Source organism: Stenotrophomonas indicatrix, from assembly GCF_002750975.1.
In the GTDB taxonomy this organism is placed as follows: Bacteria; Pseudomonadota; Gammaproteobacteria; order Xanthomonadales; family Xanthomonadaceae; genus Stenotrophomonas; species Stenotrophomonas indicatrix.
Genome location: NZ_PEJS01000001.1, coordinates 1,588,978 through 1,611,217 on the forward strand (window position 1 = coordinate 1,588,978; position 22,240 = coordinate 1,611,217).

A 22,240-nucleotide genomic window follows, 5' to 3' on the forward strand; every position below is an offset into this window, starting at 1 on the left:
TGACCGTCGCCGCCGTGCTGCTGGCGATCGTGCTGATCCTGCTCTTCGTGCCCTGGTAGAAGCCTGGCTGCCGCCAAGCGCGGCGCGATCACCCTTCCACTTCAGCTCCCGCCGGTAGCCCATGGCCCGGCGGTTTTTCTGTGTGCGCCCCCGCCGAACGCCTCGCTCCGGCTCCGAAAATGCGTGACGAATTGCCGGAAAGGGCGGTCCGGCTGCCGGATCCGTGCACGAGGCCTCGGGGGCCGGTTGCTACAACTGTGTTCGTGGGGCCGGCGCCAGATTTGGCAAACTTAAATGTGACCTACATCACACAATTGTTTGTATTGTGTTATCTTCGTCACAGTTTTGCGAACCTGACCAACAGGGTCCAGGGACGGTTGTAGTCGCCACGGAACCGGCAGACACGCATTCGTACGCGTCTCCGGGTCCGGCAGAACCCTCCCCGGTACCCACTGAACAGCGGCTCCCCTGTGGGGCTGATGACGGGGAAAAACCAACATGTGGCAGTCGACGACGTCGCGCATCAGCGCGGGCGGTGAATCCGTTCATCCTGAAAAAAGTGCACATCCCGGCCGGACCGGGCGATGGCTGGCCGCCGGTCTGCTGTTGCTGCTGCTGTCGGTGCTGCTGCCATCGTCGGCCTGGGCCGCGGCCTACGCGACCGGCGGCACCAGCCCGTACCGCAACACGGTGCTGTGGCTGACCTGGGGTGGCGGCACGGACCTGGGCACTGCCGGGGTCACGCTCAACAATGGTGATACCTCGTCGATCTCGATGCCGGTGGCCGCGGGCATCAACCTCAGTGTCAGCTGCAGTCTGGCCAACATCAGTGGCGGCGGACTCCTGCAGAGTTATCGCCCGGGCAGCTTCAGCGGCGACAGCCTGGACGACCTGTACAACGTCGGTGGCACCGGTGGCGCCAACCAGCTGATCGCAGGCATCTCGCGCAGCAGCGGTACATCCTCTTTCGAAATCAACTGTGTCTCGACCCTGGGCGGTGCGCCGTATCGCCTGCGCGGCGTGGTGATGGCCGACGCCGAGTCGATCAACAACAGTGGCGAGTTCGTCGAAGCCAGTGCACTGGGCACCTGGAACGTGGTGGAGATGCGCAAGAACCTCAGCGCAGGTGCCTACAACGTGACCAAGTCCAGCAGCGGCGGCAACAGCGTGATCCGCTTCGGGCCGGGCAACGACAACAACACCGCTGCGGTCACCTTCCTCAATTTCGACAATGCCGCGCACGCGCCGGGCAACCTCGCGGTGAACATGGGCTTCTCGATGCGCGGTGGCGGCACCACCGCCATCGCCATCGGCCTGCTGGTGCCGTATGCCGACTTCGGCGATGCGCCGCAGAGCTATGGCGACGCCATGCATGTGGTGGACGATCTGCAGTTCCGCCCGGATGGCCTGCCGGTCAACGCCACCCCCACCAACATCAACACCGCCGGCTATACGCCGGGTGGCCTGGCACCGCCGCTGACCGATTTCCTCGGCACGATGGGTCCGGATACCGAGCAGAAGAGCAGCTACAGCGCCGATGCGAAGGGTGACGACAACTTCCCTTCGGGCAATCCCAATGAAGAGAACGCCTGGCCGGCGAGCTACGTGCTGACGGTGATGCAGGCCGGTACCCAGATCAGCCAACCGGTGGCGTGCGTGGGCAGCGGCAGCGTGGCCGGCTGGATCGATTTCAATCGCAACGGCACATTCGACCCGGGCGAGCGCAGCAACATCGCTGCATGCAGTGGTGGCGGGGCCAACCTGAGCTGGACCGTGCCCGCGCAGGTAAGCGCAGGCAGCAGTTACGTGCGTTTGCGCTATGCGACCAATGCGGCGCAGATCCAGCAGCCGACCGGCGTGGCCGACGACGGCGAAGTGGAAGACCACCTGATCACCATCACCGCACCCGCGCTGAAGGTGGTGAAGAGCAACAATGCCACCGGCGGCATCTGGAACTACGGCCAGGCCGGCACCCAGTACACGCTGACGATCAGCAACACCACCAACGTGCCGACCGGCAATCCGCCGAACGTGCCGGCGGGTGTCATCACCGTGCGCGACCAGTTGCCGGCAGGGATCGTGCCGAACTGGACCGGTACCCTCAGCAGTGGCAGCTGGAGCTGTACGGCGAGCGGCCAGGCGGTGAGCTGCACCAGCAGCCAGGTACTGTCGGCAGCCGGCACCGCCGGTGACAGCAGCAGCTTCACCCTGCCGGTGACCGTGTCCGCATCGGCAAGCGGCCTGTTGCGCAACCACGCCAGCGTCGGCGGTGGCTACGATCCGTTCAATGGTGGCAATCCGCCCGCACCGGGCGAGGCCTGTACCGATGCCAACCATTGCACCCGCAGCGATGTGACCGTTCCGGTTACACGGGTGAGCTACGCAAAACGCTCCAACACCACCGGTCCGGTGGCGGTGGGAGCGACGGTGAGCTACACCGTGGATGTCACCATTGCCGACGGCAACAGCCGCGACGTGCTGACCCTGACCGATACCCTCGGCACCGGTCTGGATTTCGCCAGCGTGACCAACGCCGGCGCCTTTACCTGCAATGCGGCCAATCCGCTGGTGTGCACGCTGCCAGCGGGCACCGTACCGGGTACCTACAGCCTGACCTATGCGGCCACCGTCAACGCGCAGGCCAGCGGCCAGGTGGTCAACACGGTGGTGGGCACCGGCACCGACACTCCGACCTGCAGCAGCAACTGCACCACCACCACGCCGGTGGCGGCGCCGCGCATCTCGGTATCCAAGGCCAGCTCCACGGCCGGCCCGGTCGCGGTGGGCGACAGCGTTGCCTACACGGTGAGCGTGGTCGTGGCCGATGCGCGCACCACCGCTGCCGTCACATTGACCGATACCCTGGGCGCTGGCCTGGACTTCGGCGGCATGACCAATGCCGGCGGCTTCATCTGCGTGCCCGGCAATCCGCTGGTATGCACGCTGCCCGCCGGCACCGTGCCCGGCAGCTACGCGTTCTCCTATACCGCCATCGTCAACGCACAGGCGGTTGGCCAGGTGCGCAATGCCGTAGTGCCGAGCGGTCCCGACAATCCGTCGTGTGTCGGCAGCTGTGATACCACCACGCCACTGGCCAGCCCGCAGGTGAGCTACGCCAAGCTGGCCTCCACCGGTGGACCGGTACGGGTGGGCGACAGCATCGGCTACACGCTCAGCGTGACCGTTGCGCGTTCGCGCACCACCGATGTGGTCACCCTGACCGATACGCTGGGCAGCGGCCTGGACTTCAGCAGCGTGGCCAGCGCGGGCATCTTCACCTGCAATGCGGCCAACCCGCTGGTGTGCACGCTGCCCGCAGGGACGGTGCCGGGCACCTACAGCCTGAGCTATACCGCTACGGTCAATGCGCAGGCCAGTGGCACGGTGCGCAATGCCGTGCTCGGCACCGGCACCGACACGCCCTCGTGCACGACCAACTGCGATACCACCACGCCGGTGGCGACGCCGGGCGTGAGCTATGCCAAGTCGGTGAACAGTGCCGGCCCCGTGTCGGTGGGTGACAGCCTGGCCTACACCTTGACCACGGTGGTGACCAACTCGCGCACCACCGACGTGGTGACGCTGACCGATACGCTGGGCAGCGGCCTCGATTTCGGCAGCGTGACCAGTGCCGGCGCCTACACCTGCAACGCGGCCAACCCGCTGGTGTGCACGTTGCCGGCCGGCACTGCGCCAGGCAGCTACAGCCTGTCGTACTCCGCAGTGGTCAACGCCCAGGCCACCGGCCAGGTGACCAACGCGGTGCTCGGCAGCGGTGGCGACAACCCGAGCTGCACCGTCAACTGCGATACCACCACCCCGGTGGCTGGCAGCCAGATCGACTATCGCAAGACCTCGGCCGCGGTCGGCTCGGTCAAGGTGGGTGACAGCATCGCCTACACCCTGACCGCTGTGGTCAGCCGCTCGCGCACCACCGCTGTATTCACCCTGACCGACACGATGGGGCAGGGCCTGGACTTCGGCACGGTCACCGCCACCACCGGCTTCACCTGCAATGCCGCCAACCCGCTGGTGTGCACGTTGCCGGCCGCCACCGCACCTGGCACCTACACGGTGAACTACACCGCGACGGTGAACGCGCAGGCCAAGGGCAGCGTCAGCAACGCCGTGCTTGGCAGCGGCACCGGTACCAACACCTGTGCCACCGACTGCACCACCACCACCCCGGTGCTGGCGGCGACGGTCACCTACCGCAAGTCCTCCAGCACGGCATCGCCGGTCAACATCGGCGATGCGGTGGACTACAGCGTCGAGGTGGTGGTCGCCAACTCGCAGACCACCGATGTGCTCACCCTGACCGATACCCTGGGCGCAGGCCTGGACCTGCAGTCGGTGACCCAGCCGGGCGCCTTCACCTGCAATGCCAGCAATCCGCTGGTGTGCACGTTGCCGGCAGGTACCGCACCCGGCACCTACACGCTGGGCTACCGCGCGCAGGTCAACGCGCAGGCCAGTGGCAGCGTCCGCAACGCGGTGCTGGGCAGTGGCGGCGATACCCCCAACTGCACGGGAACCTGCAGCACCGAGCACGTGCTGGCCGAGCCGCGCGTGGTGCTGGAAAAATTGTCCGGCCCTGCAAGTGGCAGTGAAGTGCGTCCGGGTGACCGGTTGCGCTACACCCTGCGGGCCACCGTCGAGCGCGCCTCGCTGCGCCAGCCGTTGCAGCTGCTGGATACGCCCGATGCGGGCCTGAGCGTGGACACGCTGCCGGCAGGCTGCGTGCAGCAGGGCACCGACATCGTCTGCACGCTGCCGACCGGTACTCCCGTTGGGCAACATGAATTCGTCTACCAGGCCATCGTCAACCAGGAAGCACGCACGGAAGTGCTCAACCGCCTGCGCGGCCAGTACCCGGATGGCTCGCCGCCACCGGAATGCACCACCTGCGAAACGCGGCACAAGGTGATCTCGGACTTCGCGCTGCGCATCACCAAGACCGCCAACCCGCGGCTGGTGAAGGTGGGCGACCTGGTGCGCTACCAGTTGGTGGTCGAGAACGTCGGCAGCAGCCATTGGCGCGACGGCGTGGTGGTCGATACGCCGCCGCCGGGCTTCAGCTATGTGGACGGCTCGATGCGCGTGGCCGACGACGACGGCGCGTTCTCGCTGGGCGGTAGCCAGACCCCGCTGCGCATCGGCGCGGTCGACATCGCCGTGGGCCGCAGTGCCACCATCACCTACCTGTTGCGGGTGGGCGCGGGCGTGCGTGCCGGCAACCACATCAACCAGGCCGTGGCTACTGCCGGCGACGGCACGCCGCTGTCGAACGTGGCGACCGCAGAGGTGCGCATGGATGCCGACCCGCTGCTGGAAGACAGCCTGGTGTTCGGCACCGTGTTCGATGACCGCGATGGCGACGGCTGGCAGGACAGTGCGGAACTGACCGGTGTTCGCGTGCAGGGCGGTTTCGCGCCTGCCGCGTACGTGCCGGGTTCGACAACGCTGGATCGTGGCGATGGACCGCAGCCGTTGGCCGATGCCAGCGCGCCCCTGCTGCATGGCGTGCAGGTGGGCGTGATACACGGCCTGGCGTCTACGTCGGACACCGTCGAGAGCAATCAGGTGGTGATCCGCCAGCGCCTGCGCGAACTGTCCTTCACCGATGATTTCGTGCTGGAAAGCGCCCAGGGCCATCGCCTGCAGCTGGATGCGCAGGGTGTGGCAACCGTGCAGCGCAGTGGCGAGGCGGCCAAGGGCCTGACCGCGGCCGAGCCGACCGTGCATCGCGAGATCGCGCGGGTGGCCGAAGGCTATGAGGTGGCCTACTTGATCCGCAACAGCGGCATCCAGGAGCAGGGCATTCCCGGCGTGCGCCTGGCCACCGTAGAGGGCCTGCTGATCGAAACCGATCCGTTCGGTCGTTACCACCTGGCCGATGTGCACGGTGGCGATGCGCGGTTGGGCCGCAACTTCATCGTCAAGCTGGACCCGGCAACGGTACCGGCGGGCTCCGGACTGACCACCGAGAATCCGTTGCTGCGTCGGGTTACCCAGGGCGTGCCGACCCGCTTCAGCTTCGGCGTGCGCCTGCCGCCGTCGCCGCAGGCGGCCGCCGAGCGCGCCGAACTGGCGTTGGGCGAAGTGTTGTTCGCCCCGGGCAGCAGCGAGCTGCGTGCCAGCTATCGTCCGGTGCTGGCGAAGATGGCCGAGGTGGTCGATCGCTACCAGGGCGGTGACGTGGTGATTGCCGCCAACGGCGAAAGCCAGGCGTTGGCCTTCGCCCGTGCGGTGGCCGTGCGTGATGCGCTGCAGGCCGAAGTGGCTGAGGGTTCGCGCGCTGGCCTGTCGGTGCAACTGCGTACCGACGTGCGCGATCCGCACTCGCTGGTCGCTGGCGTTGATGCCGGCGGTGCGCTGCTGGGCAACGTGCTGTTCGACACCGACAAGGCGGTGATCCGCGAGGAGTTCAAGCCGCTGCTGGCTGCCATCGCCGCGCGCCTGGAGCAGATGGGGGGTGGCCAGGTCAGCCTGGTCGGCCATACCGATGTGCGTGGCGGCCACGCCTACAACCAGGCGTTGGGCCTGCGCCGTGCAAATGCCGTGTTCGAAGCGCTGCGCGTGCACCTCAGCCCTGCCGTGCAGCAACGCCTGCGCGTGCGCAACGAGGAGACCGCCGCCACCCGCGCGGCGGCCCACCAACAGGAGGCCCGCCGATGAGCGCCCATCACTCTGTCGTCCGGCGTCCCGCCCGCCTGCACCGCGCTGCGTTGTACCAGGCACTGCTGCTGGGTCTGGCAGCAACGGCGCAGGCCGCGCCGCCGCCGGCCAACGACGCGTCCATCGATGGCGCGCCCATCCACTGCGAGGGCAACCAGTGCAGCGCCGCGGGCGACCTGCTGTTCACCCTGCGCTCGCGCAGCTTCGATGAGCCGGTGACCGAAGGCACGTCGACGCGCTCGTCATCGCAGGTACTGCAGCCGGACCGGCGCGTAAGCGTGGCGCTGGACGAGCCGGGCAAGGCGACCGTCCGCGGTGAATTCATGATCCGCCTGCCGGAAGGTGGCGCGATCTGGGCCACCGAAGACCCGGCCATGGGCCAGCCCGAGCTGTCGATCTCGGCGCCGGGCATGGTGGCGTTCGACCAGGGCCGCATCGTGCGTCCGGTCGAATTCTTCGTGCGTGGCAACTACACCGCGTTCATCAAACGTCTGGAGGTCAGCCTCTACCGCGGCAGCGACAGTGACCGGGTCGCGCCCCTGGCGACCTTTGAACTGCCTGTGGCTGCTGTCGGGCAGAGCAGTTGGGACGGTTCGCTGCCGGCGTCCACGCCGCTGCGTCGTGGCGACCGCCTGGTCTATGTGCTGCGCGCGTACGATGCCGAGGGCAATGTCGATGAGACCTCGGCACAGTCCATGCAGCTGGTGACGCTGGCCGAAGTGGAGCGTGGCAACCAGCAGCTGCGCGACGCCCTGGAAGATCGCCGCGGTACTGCCGTCGATGCCAACCAGGCCGCCTCGTTGTCGCTGCTGGAGCAGGTGTTCGACAGCAACGGTCTTCGCCAGCAGAACATCCCGGTGTACGGCTCGCGCGTGCGCCTGCGGGGGCGTGACCTGCCGCTTGGCGCGGCACTGAAGATCAATGGCGAAAGCTATCCGCTGGACCAGGACCGCAAATTCGCCGCTGAATACCTGATGCCGATCGGTCACCACGTGTTCGACGTGCGGGTCGAGCGGCCCGACGCGCCGGCGATCGCACGCACGCTGGAGGTGGATGTCAGCGGCAGCTATCTGTTCGGCGTGGGCCTGGCCGATGTCACGGTGTACCAGAACAAGGCCAGTGGTGCGGGCCGCGATGTCGCCCGTGGCGAGCGCGATGACGATGTGCTCAGTGACGGGCGCCTGGCGTTCTATTTGAAGGCCAAGACGCGTGGCCGCTATCTGTTGACGGCGCAGGCCGATACCCAGAACCGGCCGCTGGACGAACTGTTCACCGGTTTCACCACGGCCGATCCGCAGGACCTGTTCCGCAGCCTGGACCCGGACCTGTATTACCCCACCTATGGCGACGATTCGCTGACCCAGCGCGACGTCGACAGCATGGGCCGCTTCTACCTGCGCATGGACTGGGACAAGAACCAGGCGCTGTGGGGCAACTACAACACCGGGCTGAGCGGCACCGAGTACGCCCAGTACGTGCGTTCGCTGTACGGTGCGGCGCTGTCGTGGCGCTCACGCGGCGCCAATGCGTGGGGCGATGCGCAGACCGAACTGCGCCTGTTCGGTTCGCAGGCCGAGACCGCGCCGGGCCACAGCGAGTTCATCGGCACCGGCGGCAGCCTGTATTACCTGCGCCACGCCAGCATCCTGCGCGGCTCGGACCAGGTGGTGCTGGAGATCCGTGACCGCACCACTGGCCGTGTCGAACAGCGGGTCTCGCTGGTGCGCGGTGCCGACTACGAGATCGACGCGCTGCAGGGACGCATCCTGCTGACCCGGCCGTTGGCCCAGGTCAGTCGCGAGAACCTGCGCCGGATCAGCCGCGACGTGCCGCTGGATGGCTACGAGCAGCGCCTGATCGTCGACTACGAATGGGTGCCGACCGGCTTCGACAGTGACGACATCACCGCTGGCGTGCGTGGCAAGCACTGGTTCGGTGATCACGTGGCGGTGGGCGCCACCTATGTGGACGAACAGCGCGCTGGGCAGGACTATTCGCTGCGCGGTGCGGACCTGACCCTGCAGGCCGGGCGTGGTACCTACCTGAAGGTCGAGCACAGCCGCAGCGAGGCGACCAGTGCGCCGGTGTTCTTCTCCGACAATGGTGGCCTGAGCTTCACCCGCCTCAACCCCGAGGGGCCGCGCGAAGGCGAGGCGACCGCGGTGGAGGCACGGGTGAACCTGCGCGAGCTGGGCTGGACCCAGCGCGACTGGAGTGCCGGCGCCTGGTGGCGGCAGGTCGAGGGAGGCTATTCGGTGGGTCGCTTCGACACCGGCCAGCGCGTGCGCGAACAGGGCGCCGAACTGCTGGGCTACGTGACCGACGATTTCAGCCTGTATGCGCGTTACAGCGAAGCACGGCGTGGCAATGAATCGTTGATCCAGGCCCAGGCCACCGCCGAATGGCGGATCGGTGACAACGACCGCGTGTCGGCCGAGCTGCGCCGGGTGCAGGAAGACCGCGGCATCGGCAGCAATGCCGGTGTGCTGGCGGCAGCGCGCTACACCCATCGCATCGGCACCGCGCTGGACATCTATGGCGGCGGCCAGCTGACCGTCGATGACGATCATGGCCGCTACGCGGACAATGATGCGGTGGTCGCCGGTGGTACCTACACCTTCGCCAACCTGTCCACGATCGGCGCGGAGGTGAGCGATGGTGATCGGGGCAGTGCCGCGCAGGTCAATGCCGAGTACAAGCTGACCCCGCAGCACAGCTTCTATGGTGCGTTCACCCAGTCCACCGACCGCAGTGAATACGACCCGCTGTTCAGCCCGAATGCGCAGGATGGCTGGACACTGGGCCAGCGCTGGCGCCTGTCCGACCAGGTCAACGTGTTCAACGAGAGCCAGTTCCTCAAATCCGGCCAGGAATCCGGCTTGGCCAACACGTTCGGCATGGATTTCTATCCGGCGGTGGGCTGGAATGCGGGCTTCACCCTCAGCGACGGCAAGCTGGATGCGAGCAGTGGCCAGGTCGACCGCAAGGCCGTCAGCCTGTCCGGCGGCCGCACGTCGCCGGGTACCGAGTGGCAGAGCAAGCTGGAGTGGCGTCGCGACACCGGTGCCGAGCGCCGCACGCAATGGGTCAGCACCAACCGCCTCAGCCACCGTCTCAATGACAGCTGGCGGATCGCTGCGCGGTTCAACTACGCCGACACCGACGATGCGATCAACCCGGTGGCCGGCGCCCGCTTCATCGAGGGCAATCTCGGCTTTGCCTACCGCCCCTGGGACAATGACCGCTGGGCGCTGTTCGGCCGCTACAGCTATCTGTACGACCTGTCGACGATGGGCCAGGTCAACGGCGTGGACTACGACCAGCGTACCCAGGTGTTGTCGCTGGAAGGCGTGTACCGCATCGACCAGCGCTGGGAAGTGGCGGCCAAGCTGGCCCGACGCGAAGGCGAGGTCCGCTATGGCCGGGGCACCGGTCCGTGGTTCGATTCAGCCACGAACTTCGGTGCAGCACAGCTGCGCTATGACTTGTACTACCAATGGCACGGCCTGCTGGAGTACCGCCTGCTGGACGTGCGGGATGGCGGTCGCCGGCAGGGTTGGCTGGCCGGCGTGGACCGCGACGTCGGCCGCAACTTCCGGGTTGGCGTGGGCTACAACTTCACCGACTTCAGTGACGACCTGACGAAGTTCGACTACACCCACCGCGGCTGGTACGTGAACCTGGTGGGTCGCTATTGAGGACCGGGCAACGCCAGGCCATGCCTGGCGGGGCCGCAACGGTCGCTACCCAGTAGTGCCAGGCCATGCCTGGCAGGGCGGCAACGGCTCAGGCCTGCCTGAGCAGCTCCACCAGCTGCCGCAGCCGGTAAGGCTTGGGCAGGAATTCCACCTGCTCGGGCAGCGGCGGCAACTGCGAGCGTGCGTAGCCGGAAGAAAGGATCATCCGCGCCTGCGGCTGGTCGCGCGCAACATGCTCGCTCAGCTCGATGCCCGACATGCCGTTGGGCATGCTGATGTCACTGAACACCACGTCGAAACGCGTATCGCCCTGCAGCAGCGCGACTGCTTCCTGCGCATCGGCCGTGGTAGCCACGTCGATGCCGAAGTCGCGCAGGGCCAGGCCGATCATTTCGCGCAGATCCGTCTGGTCCTCCACCATCAGTACGCGGATCGGATCATCGGTCATGGGTTGGGTTCCTCTGTGGCGGGTAGCAGCAGGCTGACCGTGGTGCCAACACCGGGCGTGGTGGACACGTCTACGAAGCCGCCGCTCTGGGTGGTGAATCCGAATACCTGGCTAAGGCCCAGGCCGCTGCCCTTGCCGATGTCCTTGGTGGTGAAGAAAGGCTCGGTCGCGCGTTCGGCGATGTCCGGGGCCATGCCGTGGCCCTCATCGCAGACGCTCAACGTCACATAGGTCCGTTGCCGGGATGTGTCGGCGTCGGGGTCCATGCGGTGTTCCAGCGCGGTGGCGATCAATACCCGGCCGCCACCAACGGTGGCGTCCGCAGCGTTGCCGACCAGGTTGGCGAGCGCGGTCTGCAGCTGCACGGTATCACTGAGTATGGCAGGCAGGTCCGCAGCCAGCGCGGTTTCCAGAGTGACGCCGGCAGGGCAGGTGGCCTGCAGGGCGGGCAACCAGTCGCGGATCCGCGCATTGATGTCCAGCGTTTCGCGGATCAGGGTCTGCCCGGTGCTGAAGGCCAGCAGCTGGCGGGTCAGCAGTGCGCCACGATCACTGGCCGCCTGCGCGGTGGTGAGCAGGGCGTTGGCACGCTCGTCATCGCCCATGCGTGCGGACAGCAGGTCCAGCGCATTGACGATGGTGGTCAGCAGATTGTTGAATTCGTGGGCAAGGCCGCGGCTGAGCTGGCCGACCGTCTCGAACTGCTGGGTCTGGCGCAGCGCCCGCTGCGCGTCGCGCAGGAGCCGTTGCGCCTGCCACTGTTCAGTGATGTCGCGGGTGATCTTGACGAAGCCCACGAGCTCGCTGTTCTCGACCACCGACTCGATGACCACGCTGGCACGGAACGGAGACCCGTCACGGCGCACCCGCCAGCCTTCGGCGGCATGGTGTCCGCTTTCCGCCGCCAGTCGCAGCAGGTGCTGCGGCTCGCCGGCATCGCGATCGGCTGGCAGGTAGAAGCGTCCAAAGTGGGTGCCGATGACTTCTTCCGACCGGTAGCCCTTGATGCGTTCGGCGCCGGGATTCCAGCTGCAGACGATGCCATCGGGATCGAGCAGGTACAGCGCATGGTCGCGCACGCTGTCGATCAGCAATCGCAGCTGTCGGGAAGGGTCCGTCAGCACGGACGGCGTCGAAGCGGCAGCGACCACGATGAAATGCGTATTACCTCTGTCAGGCACGAGAACGTAGGCAGTGGAGTGTGAAGAGGGCGTGCATGCGACGCCTGTGCCATTGGTCGTATGCGGCTGAATGCGACAAGGAGTAACATCAGTCCCCTTTTCCAAACTGGAACCGACCTGCATGCGTCCTGGTGCGACTACGCGTGACCGCTGGATCTGGATGACGTCGGCGGTACTGGTGGCGGCTACGGCCGCGCTGGAACTGGTGGTACCCCTGGGCTATGCCGTGTGGCTGGCCTATTTCATGGCCATCGGCGTCACTGTGTTCCAGCGCAGCGCCCGGGTGCCGTTCGTGGTGGCTGTCAGCGCCTGCGTGCTGCTGGCGGTGGGCTACAACGTGGCGCCGGCCAGCAACAACTCATCCTTCTCGTTCGTCAACCGGTCGATCGGTGGCGCGGCTTTCCTGATGATCGCACTCATCGCCTCGCGCGCCATCCAGGCGCGACGTGAGGCGATGCGTGCGCTGTGGCTGCAGGAGGCGGAGAACGCGGTCGCGCTCAGCCTGCGCGGTGAGCTCGGGCCGGAACAGATCGCCGAAGCGGCGGTGTCGACGCTGGCGACCCAGCTGGGTGCCGATGTCGGTGCGCTCTACCGGCTGGAAGGCGGACGCCTGCAGCTGACCGGCGGGCTGGCGTTGCCGAACGGTATCCCGGCCACGTTGGGCCTGCAGGAAGGGGTGGCAGGGCAGGTGGCCCGCGACCAGCGGGCGCGGCATCTGCAGGGGGATGAAGCGGCTCCGCTGGAGCTGCAGACCAGCCTGGGGCGCGTGCCTGTGCGTGAACGGATCCTTGCCCCGGTCAGCAGCGACGGCGCGATCGTGGGCGTGCTCGAGCTGGGCCGGGCGGCGGTTGGCGAACAGCGGGCGCTGGATGACGAGCTGCTGGAGCGCTGCGCCGAAACGATCGGCATGGCCCTGCGTACCTCGATGCTGCGCGGGCAGCTGATGGTGCTGCTGGAGGAGTCGCAGCGCCAGGGCGAAGAACTGCAGGCACAGCAGGAAGAGCTGCGGGTGGCCAACGAGGAGCTGGAAGAGCAGAGCCGCAGCCTGATGCAGTCGCAGACGCATCTGGAACAGCAGCAGGCCGAGCTGGAACAGAGCAACGTGCAGCTGGAAGAGCGCACCCACGAGCTGGAGGCGCAGAAGCAGGCGCTGCTGGTGGCGCAGGGGCAACTGGTGCGCAACAGCAATGAACTGGCCGCCACCTCGCGCTACAAGTCCGAGTTCCTGGCCAACATGTCGCACGAGCTGCGCACCCCGCTGAACAGTTCGCTGATCCTGGCCAAGCTGCTGGCCGACAACAAGGACGGCTCGCTCAGCGACGAGCAGGTCAAGTACGCCCGCGCGATCCTGTCGTCGAACAACGACCTGCTGGCGCTGATCAACGACATCCTGGACCTGTCGCGCATCGAAGCAGGGCACGTCGAACTGGCCGACGAAGTGGTGGTGGTCGACAGCGTGCTGCAGCGACTGCGCGAAACCTTCGAGCCGATGGCGCGGCAGAAGGGCCTGACGCTGCAGATCGAGTCCGATGGCCTGGCCCCCAGCCAGCTGGTGGCCGACAACCAGCGCCTGCAGCAGATCCTGAAGAACCTGCTGGCCAATGCGGTCAAGTTCACCGAGCACGGCAAGGTGAGCCTGCACGTTCGCAGCGGCGGCAATGGCCGGATCCGATTCGAAGTGGCCGACAGCGGCATCGGCATTGCACGCGACCAGCTGCAGCTGATCTTCGAAGCGTTCCGCCAGGCCGATGGCAGCACCCGTCGCCGTTACGGCGGCACCGGCCTGGGCCTGTCGATTTCGCGTGACCTTGCGGTGCGCATGGGCGGTGACATCCAGGTGGACAGCGAGCCGGGCCGCGGCAGCTGCTTCATTCTCGAATTGCCCCTGCAGGGCGCGCCGGCAGCCGAGGCCAGCGCAGGCGCCGCAGCGCCGGTGCCGGTGCAGCCGGTACCCGCCACCCCCGTGGCACCAGCCCCCCTTGCCCAGCGGTCCAGTGCCGCGCCGGTGGCAGCGGTGGCCGATGACCGTGGCCGCCGCCACCATGCGGGACGCTTGATCCTGGCCGTGGAGGACGATGCGGTCTTTGCCGAAGCCCTGGTGACGCTGGCGCACGAGCTTGATTTCGACTGCGTGGTGGCCACCACGGCCGAAGAGGCGCTGGCGCTGGCGGCGGACCTGCGTCCCAACGGCATCCTGCTGGACATCGGCCTGCCTGACGTTTCGGGCCTTACCGTGCTCGAACGGCTCAAGCGCAACCCCGACACCCGGCACATTCCGGTGCATGTGGTCTCGGGCATGGACCGCGGCCAGGTGGCACGCGAACTGGGCGCGATCGGCTTTGCGATCAAGCCGACCACGCGCGAGCGCCTGGTGGCTGCCATCGAACAGCTTGAACAGACCAGCCAGCGCGACGTGCGGCGCCTGCTGATCGTGGAGGACGACAACGATCTGCGCCGCAACCTGGAACTGCTGCTGGGCCGCGATCAGCTGCAGATCGCTGCTGTCGGTACGCTTGCCGCAGCGGTGGAGCAGCTGAGCACGGTCACCTTCGACTGCATGGTGATGGACCTGTCGCTGCCCGACGGCAGTGGCTACGACCTGCTCGAGCACATGGCAGGCAACGATGATGTCGGCTTCCCGCCGGTCATCGTCTACACCGGCCGTGCCCTCAGCCGCGAAGAAGAGCAGCGCCTGCGCCGCTACTCCAAGAGCATCATCATCAAGGGTGCACGCTCGCCCGAGCGCCTGCTCGACGAGGTGACGCTGTTCCTGCACAGCGTGGAGGCCAACCTGCCCAGCGACCAGCAGCGCCTGCTGCGCGAAGCGCGCCGCCGCGACACCGTGCTCGATGGACGCACCGTGCTGCTGGCCGAGGACGACGTGCGCAACATCTTCGCGCTGTCCAGCGTGCTGGAGCCGCTGGGGGTGACGCTGGAGATCGCCCGCAACGGCCAGGAGGCCGTCGACCGCCTGGCCCAGCGCGAGGTGGACCTGGTGCTGATGGACATCATGATGCCGGAGAAGGATGGCCTGCAGGCGATGCGCGAGATCCGCGCGCAGCGCCATCTGCAGGACCTGCCGATCATCGCGCTGACCGCCAAGGCCATGCCCGATGACCGTGAACGCTGCCTGCAGGCCGGTGCCAACGACTACATCGCCAAGCCCATCGACGTGGACAAGCTGGTATCGCTGTGCCGGGTCTGGTGCTCGCGGCAATGAACGAGCAGGCGCTGTTCGACCTGGAGCTGAAGGTGCTGTTGGAGGCGCTGTACCAGCGCTACCACTACGACTTCCGCAGCTATGCGGTGTCCTCGCTGCGCCGTCGCGTCAGCCAGGCCATGCAGCGCTACGAGTGCGAGCGCCTGTCGGACCTGCAGCATCGGCTGCTGCACGAGCCGGAGCTGTTCGCCCAGGCGATGCAGTTCTTCACCGTGCAGGTCTCGGAGATGTTCCGTGACCCGGAGTATTTCCGGCAGATGCGCGAACAGGTGGTACCGGTGCTGCGCACCTATCCCTCGGTGAAGCTGTGGGTGGCCGGCTGCAGTACCGGCGAGGAAGTGTGGTCGCTGGCGATCCTGCTGCACGAGGAAGGCCTGCTTGAGCGCAGCATCGTCTACGCCACCGACATCAACCCCGCTGCACTGGCCACGGCTGAGGCCGGCGCTTACGGCATCGACCGCCTGGCCCAGTTCAGCCGGAACTACCTCGCCGCCGGCGGCACCGCTTCATTGTCGGACTATTACAGCACCGCTTACGACGGCGCGGTCTTCGACCGCCAGCTGCGCCGCAACGTGGTGTTTGCCGACCACAGCCTGGCCACCGACACGGTGTTTTCGGAAGTGCACCTGGTCTCGTGCCGCAACGTTCTGATCTATTTCAACCGCGACCTGCAGGATCGGGCGGTGGGCCTGTTCCGCGAAGCCCTGGTGCATCGCGGCTTCCTCGGCCTGGGCAGCAAGGAGTCGCTGCAGTTCGGTCGCCATCACGATGCCTTCGAAGCCTGTTCGCGGGAGCACCGCCTGTACCGGAAGGTGGCCTGATGGCGGCGATGTTCCGCCCTGACGTGGTGGTGATCGGCGCATCGGCCGGTGGCGTGGCCGCCCTGCAGATCGTGCTGGGTGCGTTGCCGGCCACCCTGCCGGTGCCGGTGCTGGTGGTGCTGCACCTGCCGCGCGACCGTTCCAGCCGCATAGCCGAGGTGCTGGCGCCGTACTGCACGTTGGCCCTGCGCGAAGCGGAGGACAAGCAGCCCCTGCAGGCCGGAACGGTGACGTTCGCGCCGCCGGACTACCACCTGCTGGTGGAGGACACGCAGGCCATCGCATTGTCGATGGACGAACCGGTGCTGTTCTCGCGGCCGGCCATCGATCCGCTGTTCGAATCGGCCGCAGCCGCGTTCGGCACGGGTGTGCTGGCGATCCTGCTGACCGGTGCCAGCAGCGATGGCAGTGATGGCGTGGCCGCCGTGCGCGCCGCTGGCGGCCAGGCCTGGTTGCAATGCCCCGAGGAGGCCGAGGCATCGATGATGCCGGCCTCTGCCCTGCAGCATGCCGGCGCTGACGCCGTGCTGCCCCTTGAACTGATGTGCCGCCGCCTGAAGGAGTTGTTTGCATGAACCTGCTGCCGCCGGACCCTGCCCAGTCGCAGGCGCCGGTCAACCTGCTGATCGTCGACGACGTGCCGCAGAACCTGGTGGCCATGCAGGCGCTGCTGCGCCGCGAGGGCGTCAACCTGTTGCTGGCGGACTCTGGCGCGCAGGCGCTGGAGCTGCTGCTGGAGCATGAGGTAGCGCTGGCGCTGCTGGACGTGCACATGCCGGAGATCGACGGTTTCATGCTGGCCGAGCTGATGCGTGGCTCGCAGCGCAGCCGGGATGTGCCGATCATCTTCCTGACCGCCTCGCCGGATGATCCGTTGCGGGTGTTCAAGGGCTACGAGACCGGCGCGGTGGATTTCCTGCACAAGCCGGTTGCACCGCAGGTGATCCTCAGCAAGGTCAATGTGTTCATCGAGCTCTACCAGCAGCGGCAGCTGCTGAAGGCGCGCAACGAAGCGCTGGAGCGCGCGTTGAAGCTCAACGAGACCATGGCCGCGGTGCTGACCCACGACCTGCGCACGCCGCTGTCGGCCATCCTGCTGTGTGCCGACAAGCTGTCGCTGGAACTGCCGGACGACAATGCCGGTGCGCAGCAGACACTGAGCTACCTGGAGGCCAGCACGCTGCGGATGGCACGCATGGTCGAGCAGCTGCTGGACTTCTCGCGGATCCGCAGCGGTGGCCTGCGCCTGCAGAGCAGCGTCTGTGACCTGGCCGAGGTGACGCGTGCGGTGCTGGTCGAGGCCGGTGCCGGCCATCGAAGCGATCGGATCGCGCTGGACGTCCGTGGCGATTCGACGCTGCAGGGCGACATGGATCGCCTTGGTCAGATCGTCGCCAACCTGGTCGGCAACGCACTCACCCATGGCGCCGATGCGACGGTGCAGGTGCAGGTCGATGGTGGCGATGCACGGGTGGTCGCGCTGCGCGTACGCAACACCGGCCATGTCGATGAGGCGTTGCTGCCGCGCCTGTTCGAACCCTTCAAGGCCAGCTTCCACCAGAGCAACGGGCTCGGGCTGGGGCTGTACATCGTGGACCAGTTCGTGCGTGCCCATGGTGGCCAGTTGAGCGCGCGCAACGAGGCAGGGCACGTGGTGTTCGAGGCGCTGCTGCCTCGTCGATCCGATTTGCGCAGTCCGGCGGTTTCCTGAATTCTTCAGCTGGCGCGTGAGCGAACTGAGACGGGCTCGTCCGCAACTGCTACCGTGGCACCACTCTTGCAAAGGAAGCTCCATGCCACTGCGTGCCATCGCCTATGTCAGCCAGGCCAAGCCGGATCTGTCTGCCGCACGTCTGCAGACGCTGGTCGAGGATGCCGCGCGCTTCAACAAGATGGCAGGGGTGACGGGTGTGCTGCTGCATGACGGCGAACGCTTCCTGCAGTACATCGAAGGCCCGCCTGATGGCATCGATTCGGTCTATGAGCGCATCCTGCAGGCCGGCAGCCATGTCGATATCGTCGAGCTGGCGCGTGGCCGGCTGGGCCAGCGCCAGTTTCCGTACTGGGCAATGCGCGGGCTGCCGGTCGACGCCGCGCTGCTGCGCCAGCTTTCCGCAGGCGACTGGTCGGGATTCGCCCGCTCGGTAAACGGTGACAGCGTCGTGCTTACGGCAGTGGATCTGTTGGCCGAGGTCGTGCGGCCGGTACTCAGCGCGGGCTGACCGCTAACGCTGCGGGACGCAGTAGGCCGCGTGCAAGGCCTGCAGCACCCCCAGCGCCGGACCCTCCAGCAGCCGATAGTGCAGTGCCTGTGCCTGCCGCCGCGTTGCCACCACCTCCAGATTGCGCAGCACGGCCAGATGCTGTGACAGCGCCGATGCGCTCAGGCCAGTCAGGGCCTGCAGTTCCGGCACCGGTGCTTCGCCTTCCACCAGGCGACACAACACGCGCAGTCGCGCCGGGTGTGCCAGCGATTTCAGCAGGGCGGCCGCTTGTGCGGCATGCGTAGCCATCGCGGCACTGTCGGTGGTGATGCTGGGCACGGCTTGACCCGGTAGTTCAGGAAAGTCTAATTTAGAGAAATCTAAATTGAAGGGCAAGCCGATGCGCGCGATGCAGAGGGGCAGGGCATGAACCTGCCATGGGCGGCAATTGCAGGCGGCGGCCTGATCGGTGCGTCGGCGGTGCTGCTGCTGGCCACGCTCGGTCGGGTGGCGGGCATCAGCGGTATCGCTGCCGGCGCCGCGGCCGCGCCGCGTGGTGATCGTGGTTGGCGCTGGGCTTTCCTGCTCGGACTGATGTTGGCTGCTGCGGCGGTGCTGAGCTGGCAGGCGGGCACGGGACAACCACCACGCGCCTTGCTGCGCGACGCGCTGCCGGCCTGGCAATTGATCGCTGCCGGTGTCCTGGTGGGCCTGGGTACGCGGCTGGGCAACGGCTGCACCAGCGGCCACGGTGTCTGTGGCCTCGCCCGAGGATCGCGGCGATCGCTGGTGGCGGTGCTGGTGTTCATGGCCTGCGCGATGCTCACCACGTTCCTGCTACGTCACGGCGGAGGCCTGGCATGAGCCGCAGGTTGTGGGCGGCAGGTGTGGCCGGCGGCCTGTTCGGTGCCGGCCTCGCGCTGGCCGGCATGACCGACCCGCGTCGCGTGCTGGGGTTCCTTGATGTGGCTGGCGACTTCGATCCCACGCTGGCCTGGGTGCTGGCGTCGGCGCTGCTGGTCAGCGCACTGGGTCAATTCTGGCTGCGGCGGCGGCAGCGGCCATGGTGCGCCGAACGTTTCGAGCTGCCGACGGCGCAGACTGTCGACACGCGGTTGCTGCTGGGTGCGGCGCTGTTCGGTATCGGCTGGGGCTGGGTCGGCTATTGCCCGGGGCCCGCGCTGGCCGCGTTTGCGGTGGGCGCGCGCGAAGCCCTGTGGTTCGTGCCAGCGATGGCTGCCGGTTTCTGGTTGCATGATCGCTGGCTGCGCTGAGGCTTCACGTTCGTCTCACCGTTGCGGGGTTCAGATCACCTTTCCCGGGGAACGGAGGACGACATGGCACGGATGAAATGGAAAGGCGGCGCGTTGCTGGCGGCGGCACTGGCGACGGCGGCAATGCCGGCGATGGCCTGCACGCGCGCGGTGTACCTGGGCGACAACGGCGATGTCATCACCGCCCGCTCGATGGACTGGAAAGTGGACGTGGCGACCAATCTCTACGTGTTGCCGCGTGGCATTGCGCGCACTGGAAAGGCGGGGCCTGGGTCGATCGCCTGGACTGCACGCTACGGCAGCGTGGTGGCCACCGGCTATGACATTTCCACCACCGACGGCATGAACGAGAAGGGCCTGGTCGCCAACCTGCTGTGGCTGGTCGAGTCGGAGTACCCGGCCCGGCGCAGCGGCAAGCCCGGTCTGTCCATCTCGTTGTGGGCGCAGTACGTGCTGGATAATTTCGCGACGGTGGAAGAGGCGGTGACCGCGCTGCAGCGCGAACCTTACTCGATCGTCACCGACAAGGTGCCGGGCGAGGACCGCCAGGCGACGCTGCATCTGTCGCTGTCCGACGCCACGGGTGACAGCGCGATCGTCGAATACATCGGCGGGCGCCAGGTGATCCACCATGATCGGCGCTACCAGGTGATGACCAATTCGCCGATCTTCGACCAGCAGCTGGCATTGAACAGCTACTGGCAGCAGATCGGTGGCACGGTGATGCTGCCGGGCACCAACCGTTCGGCCGACCGCTTCGCGCGGGCGTCCTTCTACATCAACGCGATTCCGAAAGCGGAAGATCCGGTGGAGGCGCTGGCCAGTGTGTTCAGCGTGATCCGCAACGTGTCGGTACCGTTCGGCATCACCACGCCGGGCGAGCCCAACATCTCGTCCACCCGCTGGCGTACGGTCGCCGACCACAAGCGGCGCCTGTATTTCTTCGAGTCGGCACTGACGCCCAACACCTTCTGGGTCGACCTGACCAAGGTCGATTTCGGCGGAAAGGTGCTCAAGCTCGATCTCGGCCGTGACCAGCGCAATACCTTCGCCGGCGATGCACTGGGCCATTTCGTGCCCAGCGCACCGTTCACCTTCCTCGGCGTCGACGGCTAGTTCGACGCCTGGCTGGAGGCCGGGTAGACCGCCTGGATCGTGCAGGCGCCGCGGGTGTACTGCGGCAATGGCGCCAGCCCGTCGCTTCTCAGGTCGCCGTTTTCAAACCCGGCGGCGAGGACGTGATCGCCGGGATTGCCGCAGATCAGGCCGTTCTGCATGCCGGAGCGGAAGCTCAGCTGCGGCGCGCGGTCGAGCTGGCGGCAGTGGCTGCCCAGTTCGACGCGGTAGTAGCGATGGCCGCCATTGCGATGCGGATTGGTCTCCACCAGCATGCCTTGCGGATCGGACGACCAGGCACGCACGTTGCGGGTAGCGAAGCAGTACGAGGCCGAGCGGCCGAAGCCGCGACGGACATCCTTGCGTTGGCGGATCGTCAGGGCGGGCAGGGTGGCCGTGCGTAGGCTGTCGCTGTCGCGGGCCACGCTGGCATAGTCGCGGGCCTGGACCGGGGTGACTGCACTGACGGCACAGCTGTGGCCATCGACCACAACGCGCTCGCTGGGACGACCGCAGGCCCAGCCGGCGGGTGCTTCCAGCTTCAACGTGGTGGCTGCGCGGACGCCGGGGCAATCCTCGGCGAAGTCGATGCGATAGGCTTGGCCGGAGGCGGCGCGCAGCGCGATCGAGCGCGGTGATGCCTGCTCCACTTCCTGGACGCCGACAGCGTCCATGCAGTGCGGGGCCGGTGGCATGCGTTCCTGTGCCGAAGCCGTGGCGGTGAGCACCAGCGCGAGGCTGGCGGCCAGTACCATGGGTGCGTGCCTGTAAGTCATATCCTGCACTCCCTGCGTTGGATGACGGGCCGACTATAGCAGCGGTTTGCACGGCAGGTGTTACACGCGCAGACTGCTCGGATGGGCGCCATCTTCCATCTACGGCACTACGGTCAGGCCACCGGCCTGGATCGCCACGGCTATGCGCAGTGGGTGCTGCCGCTGCAGGGTGAGCTGCAGTTCGAGATGGAGGGCAGGGGCGGCCGTCTTGACCTGCTGCAGGGGGCATTCGTGGCGGCCGGCGAAGCGCACGACCAGATGGCCGAAGGTCCCAACGGTTTCGTGATTGTCGATTGCGGGCCGGGCGTGCTCGATGACGCGACCCAGGAGCACCTGTGCCGGCAGCGCTGGCTGCATCTCCCGCTGTCGCTGCGGCAGCGGCTTGCCCAGGTGCGGACAGGCCGGCCTGTGCCAGCGCTGCTGCCGGAGCTGCTGCCGGAGCTGCTGCGGGTCTTCGCGCCTGCCGGTAGTGGTGCGCGCCTGCAGGGCCTGTGCGCTGTGGTCGAGGCGATGCCGGGGCAGGCGTGGTCGGTAGCGCGCATGGCTGCCTTTGTCGGCATCAGTGAAAGCCGCCTGCATGCGGTGTTCCGGCGTGAGTTCGGGCTCAGCCCGCAGGCGTGGCTCAGTGCCAGCCGCCTGCGCTGGGCCAAGCACCAGTTGCGGGTCAGCCCGGCATCGATCAGCGATATCGCACTGGCCGCAGGGTATTCCGAGCAGAGTGCACTGACCCGTGCGCTGCGCCGCGAATGCGGGCAGACGCCGGCGGCATGGCGGCGAGCCACACCCAACGCTGCGGAAGCGAACCGGCAGTAGCCTCGGTCAAG

15 protein-coding genes are annotated in these 22,240 nt (G+C 67.2%); 11 read left to right on the plus strand and 4 right to left on the minus strand.

Features of this window, described 5'->3' with window-relative positions; all coding sequences use genetic code 11:
- Window positions 1-498: 498 nt before the first annotated feature.
- A complete protein-coding gene (locus CR918_RS07475) occupies window positions 499-6,678 on the plus strand; it encodes a CshA/CshB family fibrillar adhesin-related protein (RefSeq protein WP_243379007.1) in 6,180 nt (2,059 codons plus the stop codon).
- Window positions 6,675-10,376 carry a TonB-dependent receptor gene (locus tag CR918_RS07480; protein WP_099842368.1) on the plus strand — a complete coding sequence of 1,234 codons (3,702 nt, stop codon included), beginning with the start codon at window positions 6,675-6,677 and terminating at the stop codon, window positions 10,374-10,376. The genes CR918_RS07475 and CR918_RS07480 overlap by 4 nt, the downstream gene beginning before the upstream one ends.
- 88 nt (window positions 10,377-10,464) lie before the next feature.
- Here the strand turns inward: CR918_RS07480 and CR918_RS07485 are convergent, their stop codons facing one another.
- Together CR918_RS07485 and CR918_RS07490 are read right to left on the minus strand one after the other, a co-directional pair.
- Window positions 10,465-10,824, minus strand: coding sequence for a response regulator (locus CR918_RS07485; protein WP_025874874.1), 360 nt, complete (start codon window positions 10,822-10,824; stop codon window positions 10,465-10,467).
- Entirely contained in the window at window positions 10,821-11,975 is a 1,155-nt protein-coding gene (locus tag CR918_RS07490; protein WP_415847015.1) for a two-component system sensor histidine kinase NtrB, read from the minus strand. Before CR918_RS07490 ends, CR918_RS07485 begins: the two co-directional genes overlap by 4 nt.
- A 151-nt stretch (window positions 11,976-12,126) precedes the next feature.
- On the opposite strand from CR918_RS07490, the gene CR918_RS07495 reads away from it, so the two are divergent.
- The 5 genes from CR918_RS07495 to CR918_RS07515 all read left to right on the plus strand — a co-directional run bounded on the left by CR918_RS07495 (window position 12,127) and on the right by CR918_RS07515 (window position 18,268).
- Complete coding sequence (locus CR918_RS07495) at window positions 12,127-15,225, plus strand: response regulator (RefSeq protein ID WP_099783799.1); 3,099 nt, start codon at window positions 12,127-12,129, stop codon at window positions 15,223-15,225.
- Window positions 15,222-16,046, plus strand: a complete 825-nt coding sequence (locus CR918_RS07500) for a CheR family methyltransferase (RefSeq protein ID WP_032951761.1) — start codon at window positions 15,222-15,224, stop codon at window positions 16,044-16,046. Before CR918_RS07495 ends, CR918_RS07500 begins: the two co-directional genes overlap by 4 nt.
- The gene (locus CR918_RS07505; RefSeq protein ID WP_080148964.1) at window positions 16,046-16,621 is read left to right on the plus strand and encodes a chemotaxis protein CheB; all 576 of its coding nucleotides are present in this window, start codon (window positions 16,046-16,048) and stop codon (window positions 16,619-16,621) included. Before CR918_RS07500 ends, CR918_RS07505 begins: the two co-directional genes overlap by 1 nt.
- Entirely contained in the window at window positions 16,618-17,757 is a 1,140-nt protein-coding gene (locus CR918_RS07510) for a hybrid sensor histidine kinase/response regulator (RefSeq protein ID WP_025874868.1), read from the plus strand. The genes CR918_RS07505 and CR918_RS07510 overlap by 4 nt, the downstream gene beginning before the upstream one ends.
- A gap of 82 nt (window positions 17,758-17,839) precedes the next feature.
- Window positions 17,840-18,268, plus strand: coding sequence for a BLUF domain-containing protein (locus CR918_RS07515; protein ID WP_033830961.1), 429 nt, complete (start codon window positions 17,840-17,842; stop codon window positions 18,266-18,268).
- Window positions 18,269-18,271: 3 nt separating this feature from the next.
- Here the strand turns inward: CR918_RS07515 and CR918_RS07520 are convergent, their stop codons facing one another.
- Window positions 18,272-18,559: an ArsR/SmtB family transcription factor gene (locus CR918_RS07520; RefSeq protein WP_099844277.1), complete on the minus strand. Its 288-nt coding sequence runs from the start codon at window positions 18,557-18,559 to the stop codon at window positions 18,272-18,274.
- 117 nt (window positions 18,560-18,676) lie between these two features.
- On the opposite strand from CR918_RS07520, the gene CR918_RS07525 reads away from it, so the two are divergent.
- From CR918_RS07525 to CR918_RS07535, 3 genes are all read left to right on the plus strand, one after another.
- Window positions 18,677-19,114 carry a YeeE/YedE family protein gene (locus CR918_RS07525; RefSeq protein WP_099783801.1) on the plus strand — a complete coding sequence of 146 codons (438 nt, stop codon included), beginning with the start codon at window positions 18,677-18,679 and terminating at the stop codon, window positions 19,112-19,114.
- A complete protein-coding gene (locus CR918_RS07530) occupies window positions 19,111-19,524 on the plus strand; it encodes a DUF6691 family protein (protein WP_099842369.1) in 414 nt (137 codons plus the stop codon). Before CR918_RS07525 ends, CR918_RS07530 begins: the two co-directional genes overlap by 4 nt.
- 63 nt (window positions 19,525-19,587) lie before the next feature.
- Window positions 19,588-20,640 (plus strand): linear amide C-N hydrolase, encoded by a 1,053-nt coding sequence (locus CR918_RS07535; protein WP_099842370.1) that lies wholly within the window; start codon window positions 19,588-19,590, stop codon window positions 20,638-20,640.
- On the opposite strand, the gene CR918_RS07540 is transcribed toward CR918_RS07535, so the two are convergent.
- Window positions 20,637-21,416 (minus strand): DUF6491 family protein, encoded by a 780-nt coding sequence (locus CR918_RS07540; RefSeq protein WP_099842371.1) that lies wholly within the window; start codon window positions 21,414-21,416, stop codon window positions 20,637-20,639. The two genes, CR918_RS07535 and CR918_RS07540, sit on opposite strands and share 4 nt — an antisense overlap.
- Window positions 21,417-21,497: 81 nt before the next feature.
- On the opposite strand from CR918_RS07540, the gene CR918_RS07545 reads away from it, so the two are divergent.
- Window positions 21,498-22,229, plus strand: a complete 732-nt coding sequence (locus CR918_RS07545; protein WP_099842372.1) for a helix-turn-helix transcriptional regulator — start codon at window positions 21,498-21,500, stop codon at window positions 22,227-22,229.
- The last annotated feature ends 11 nt before the right edge of the window (window positions 22,230-22,240 follow it).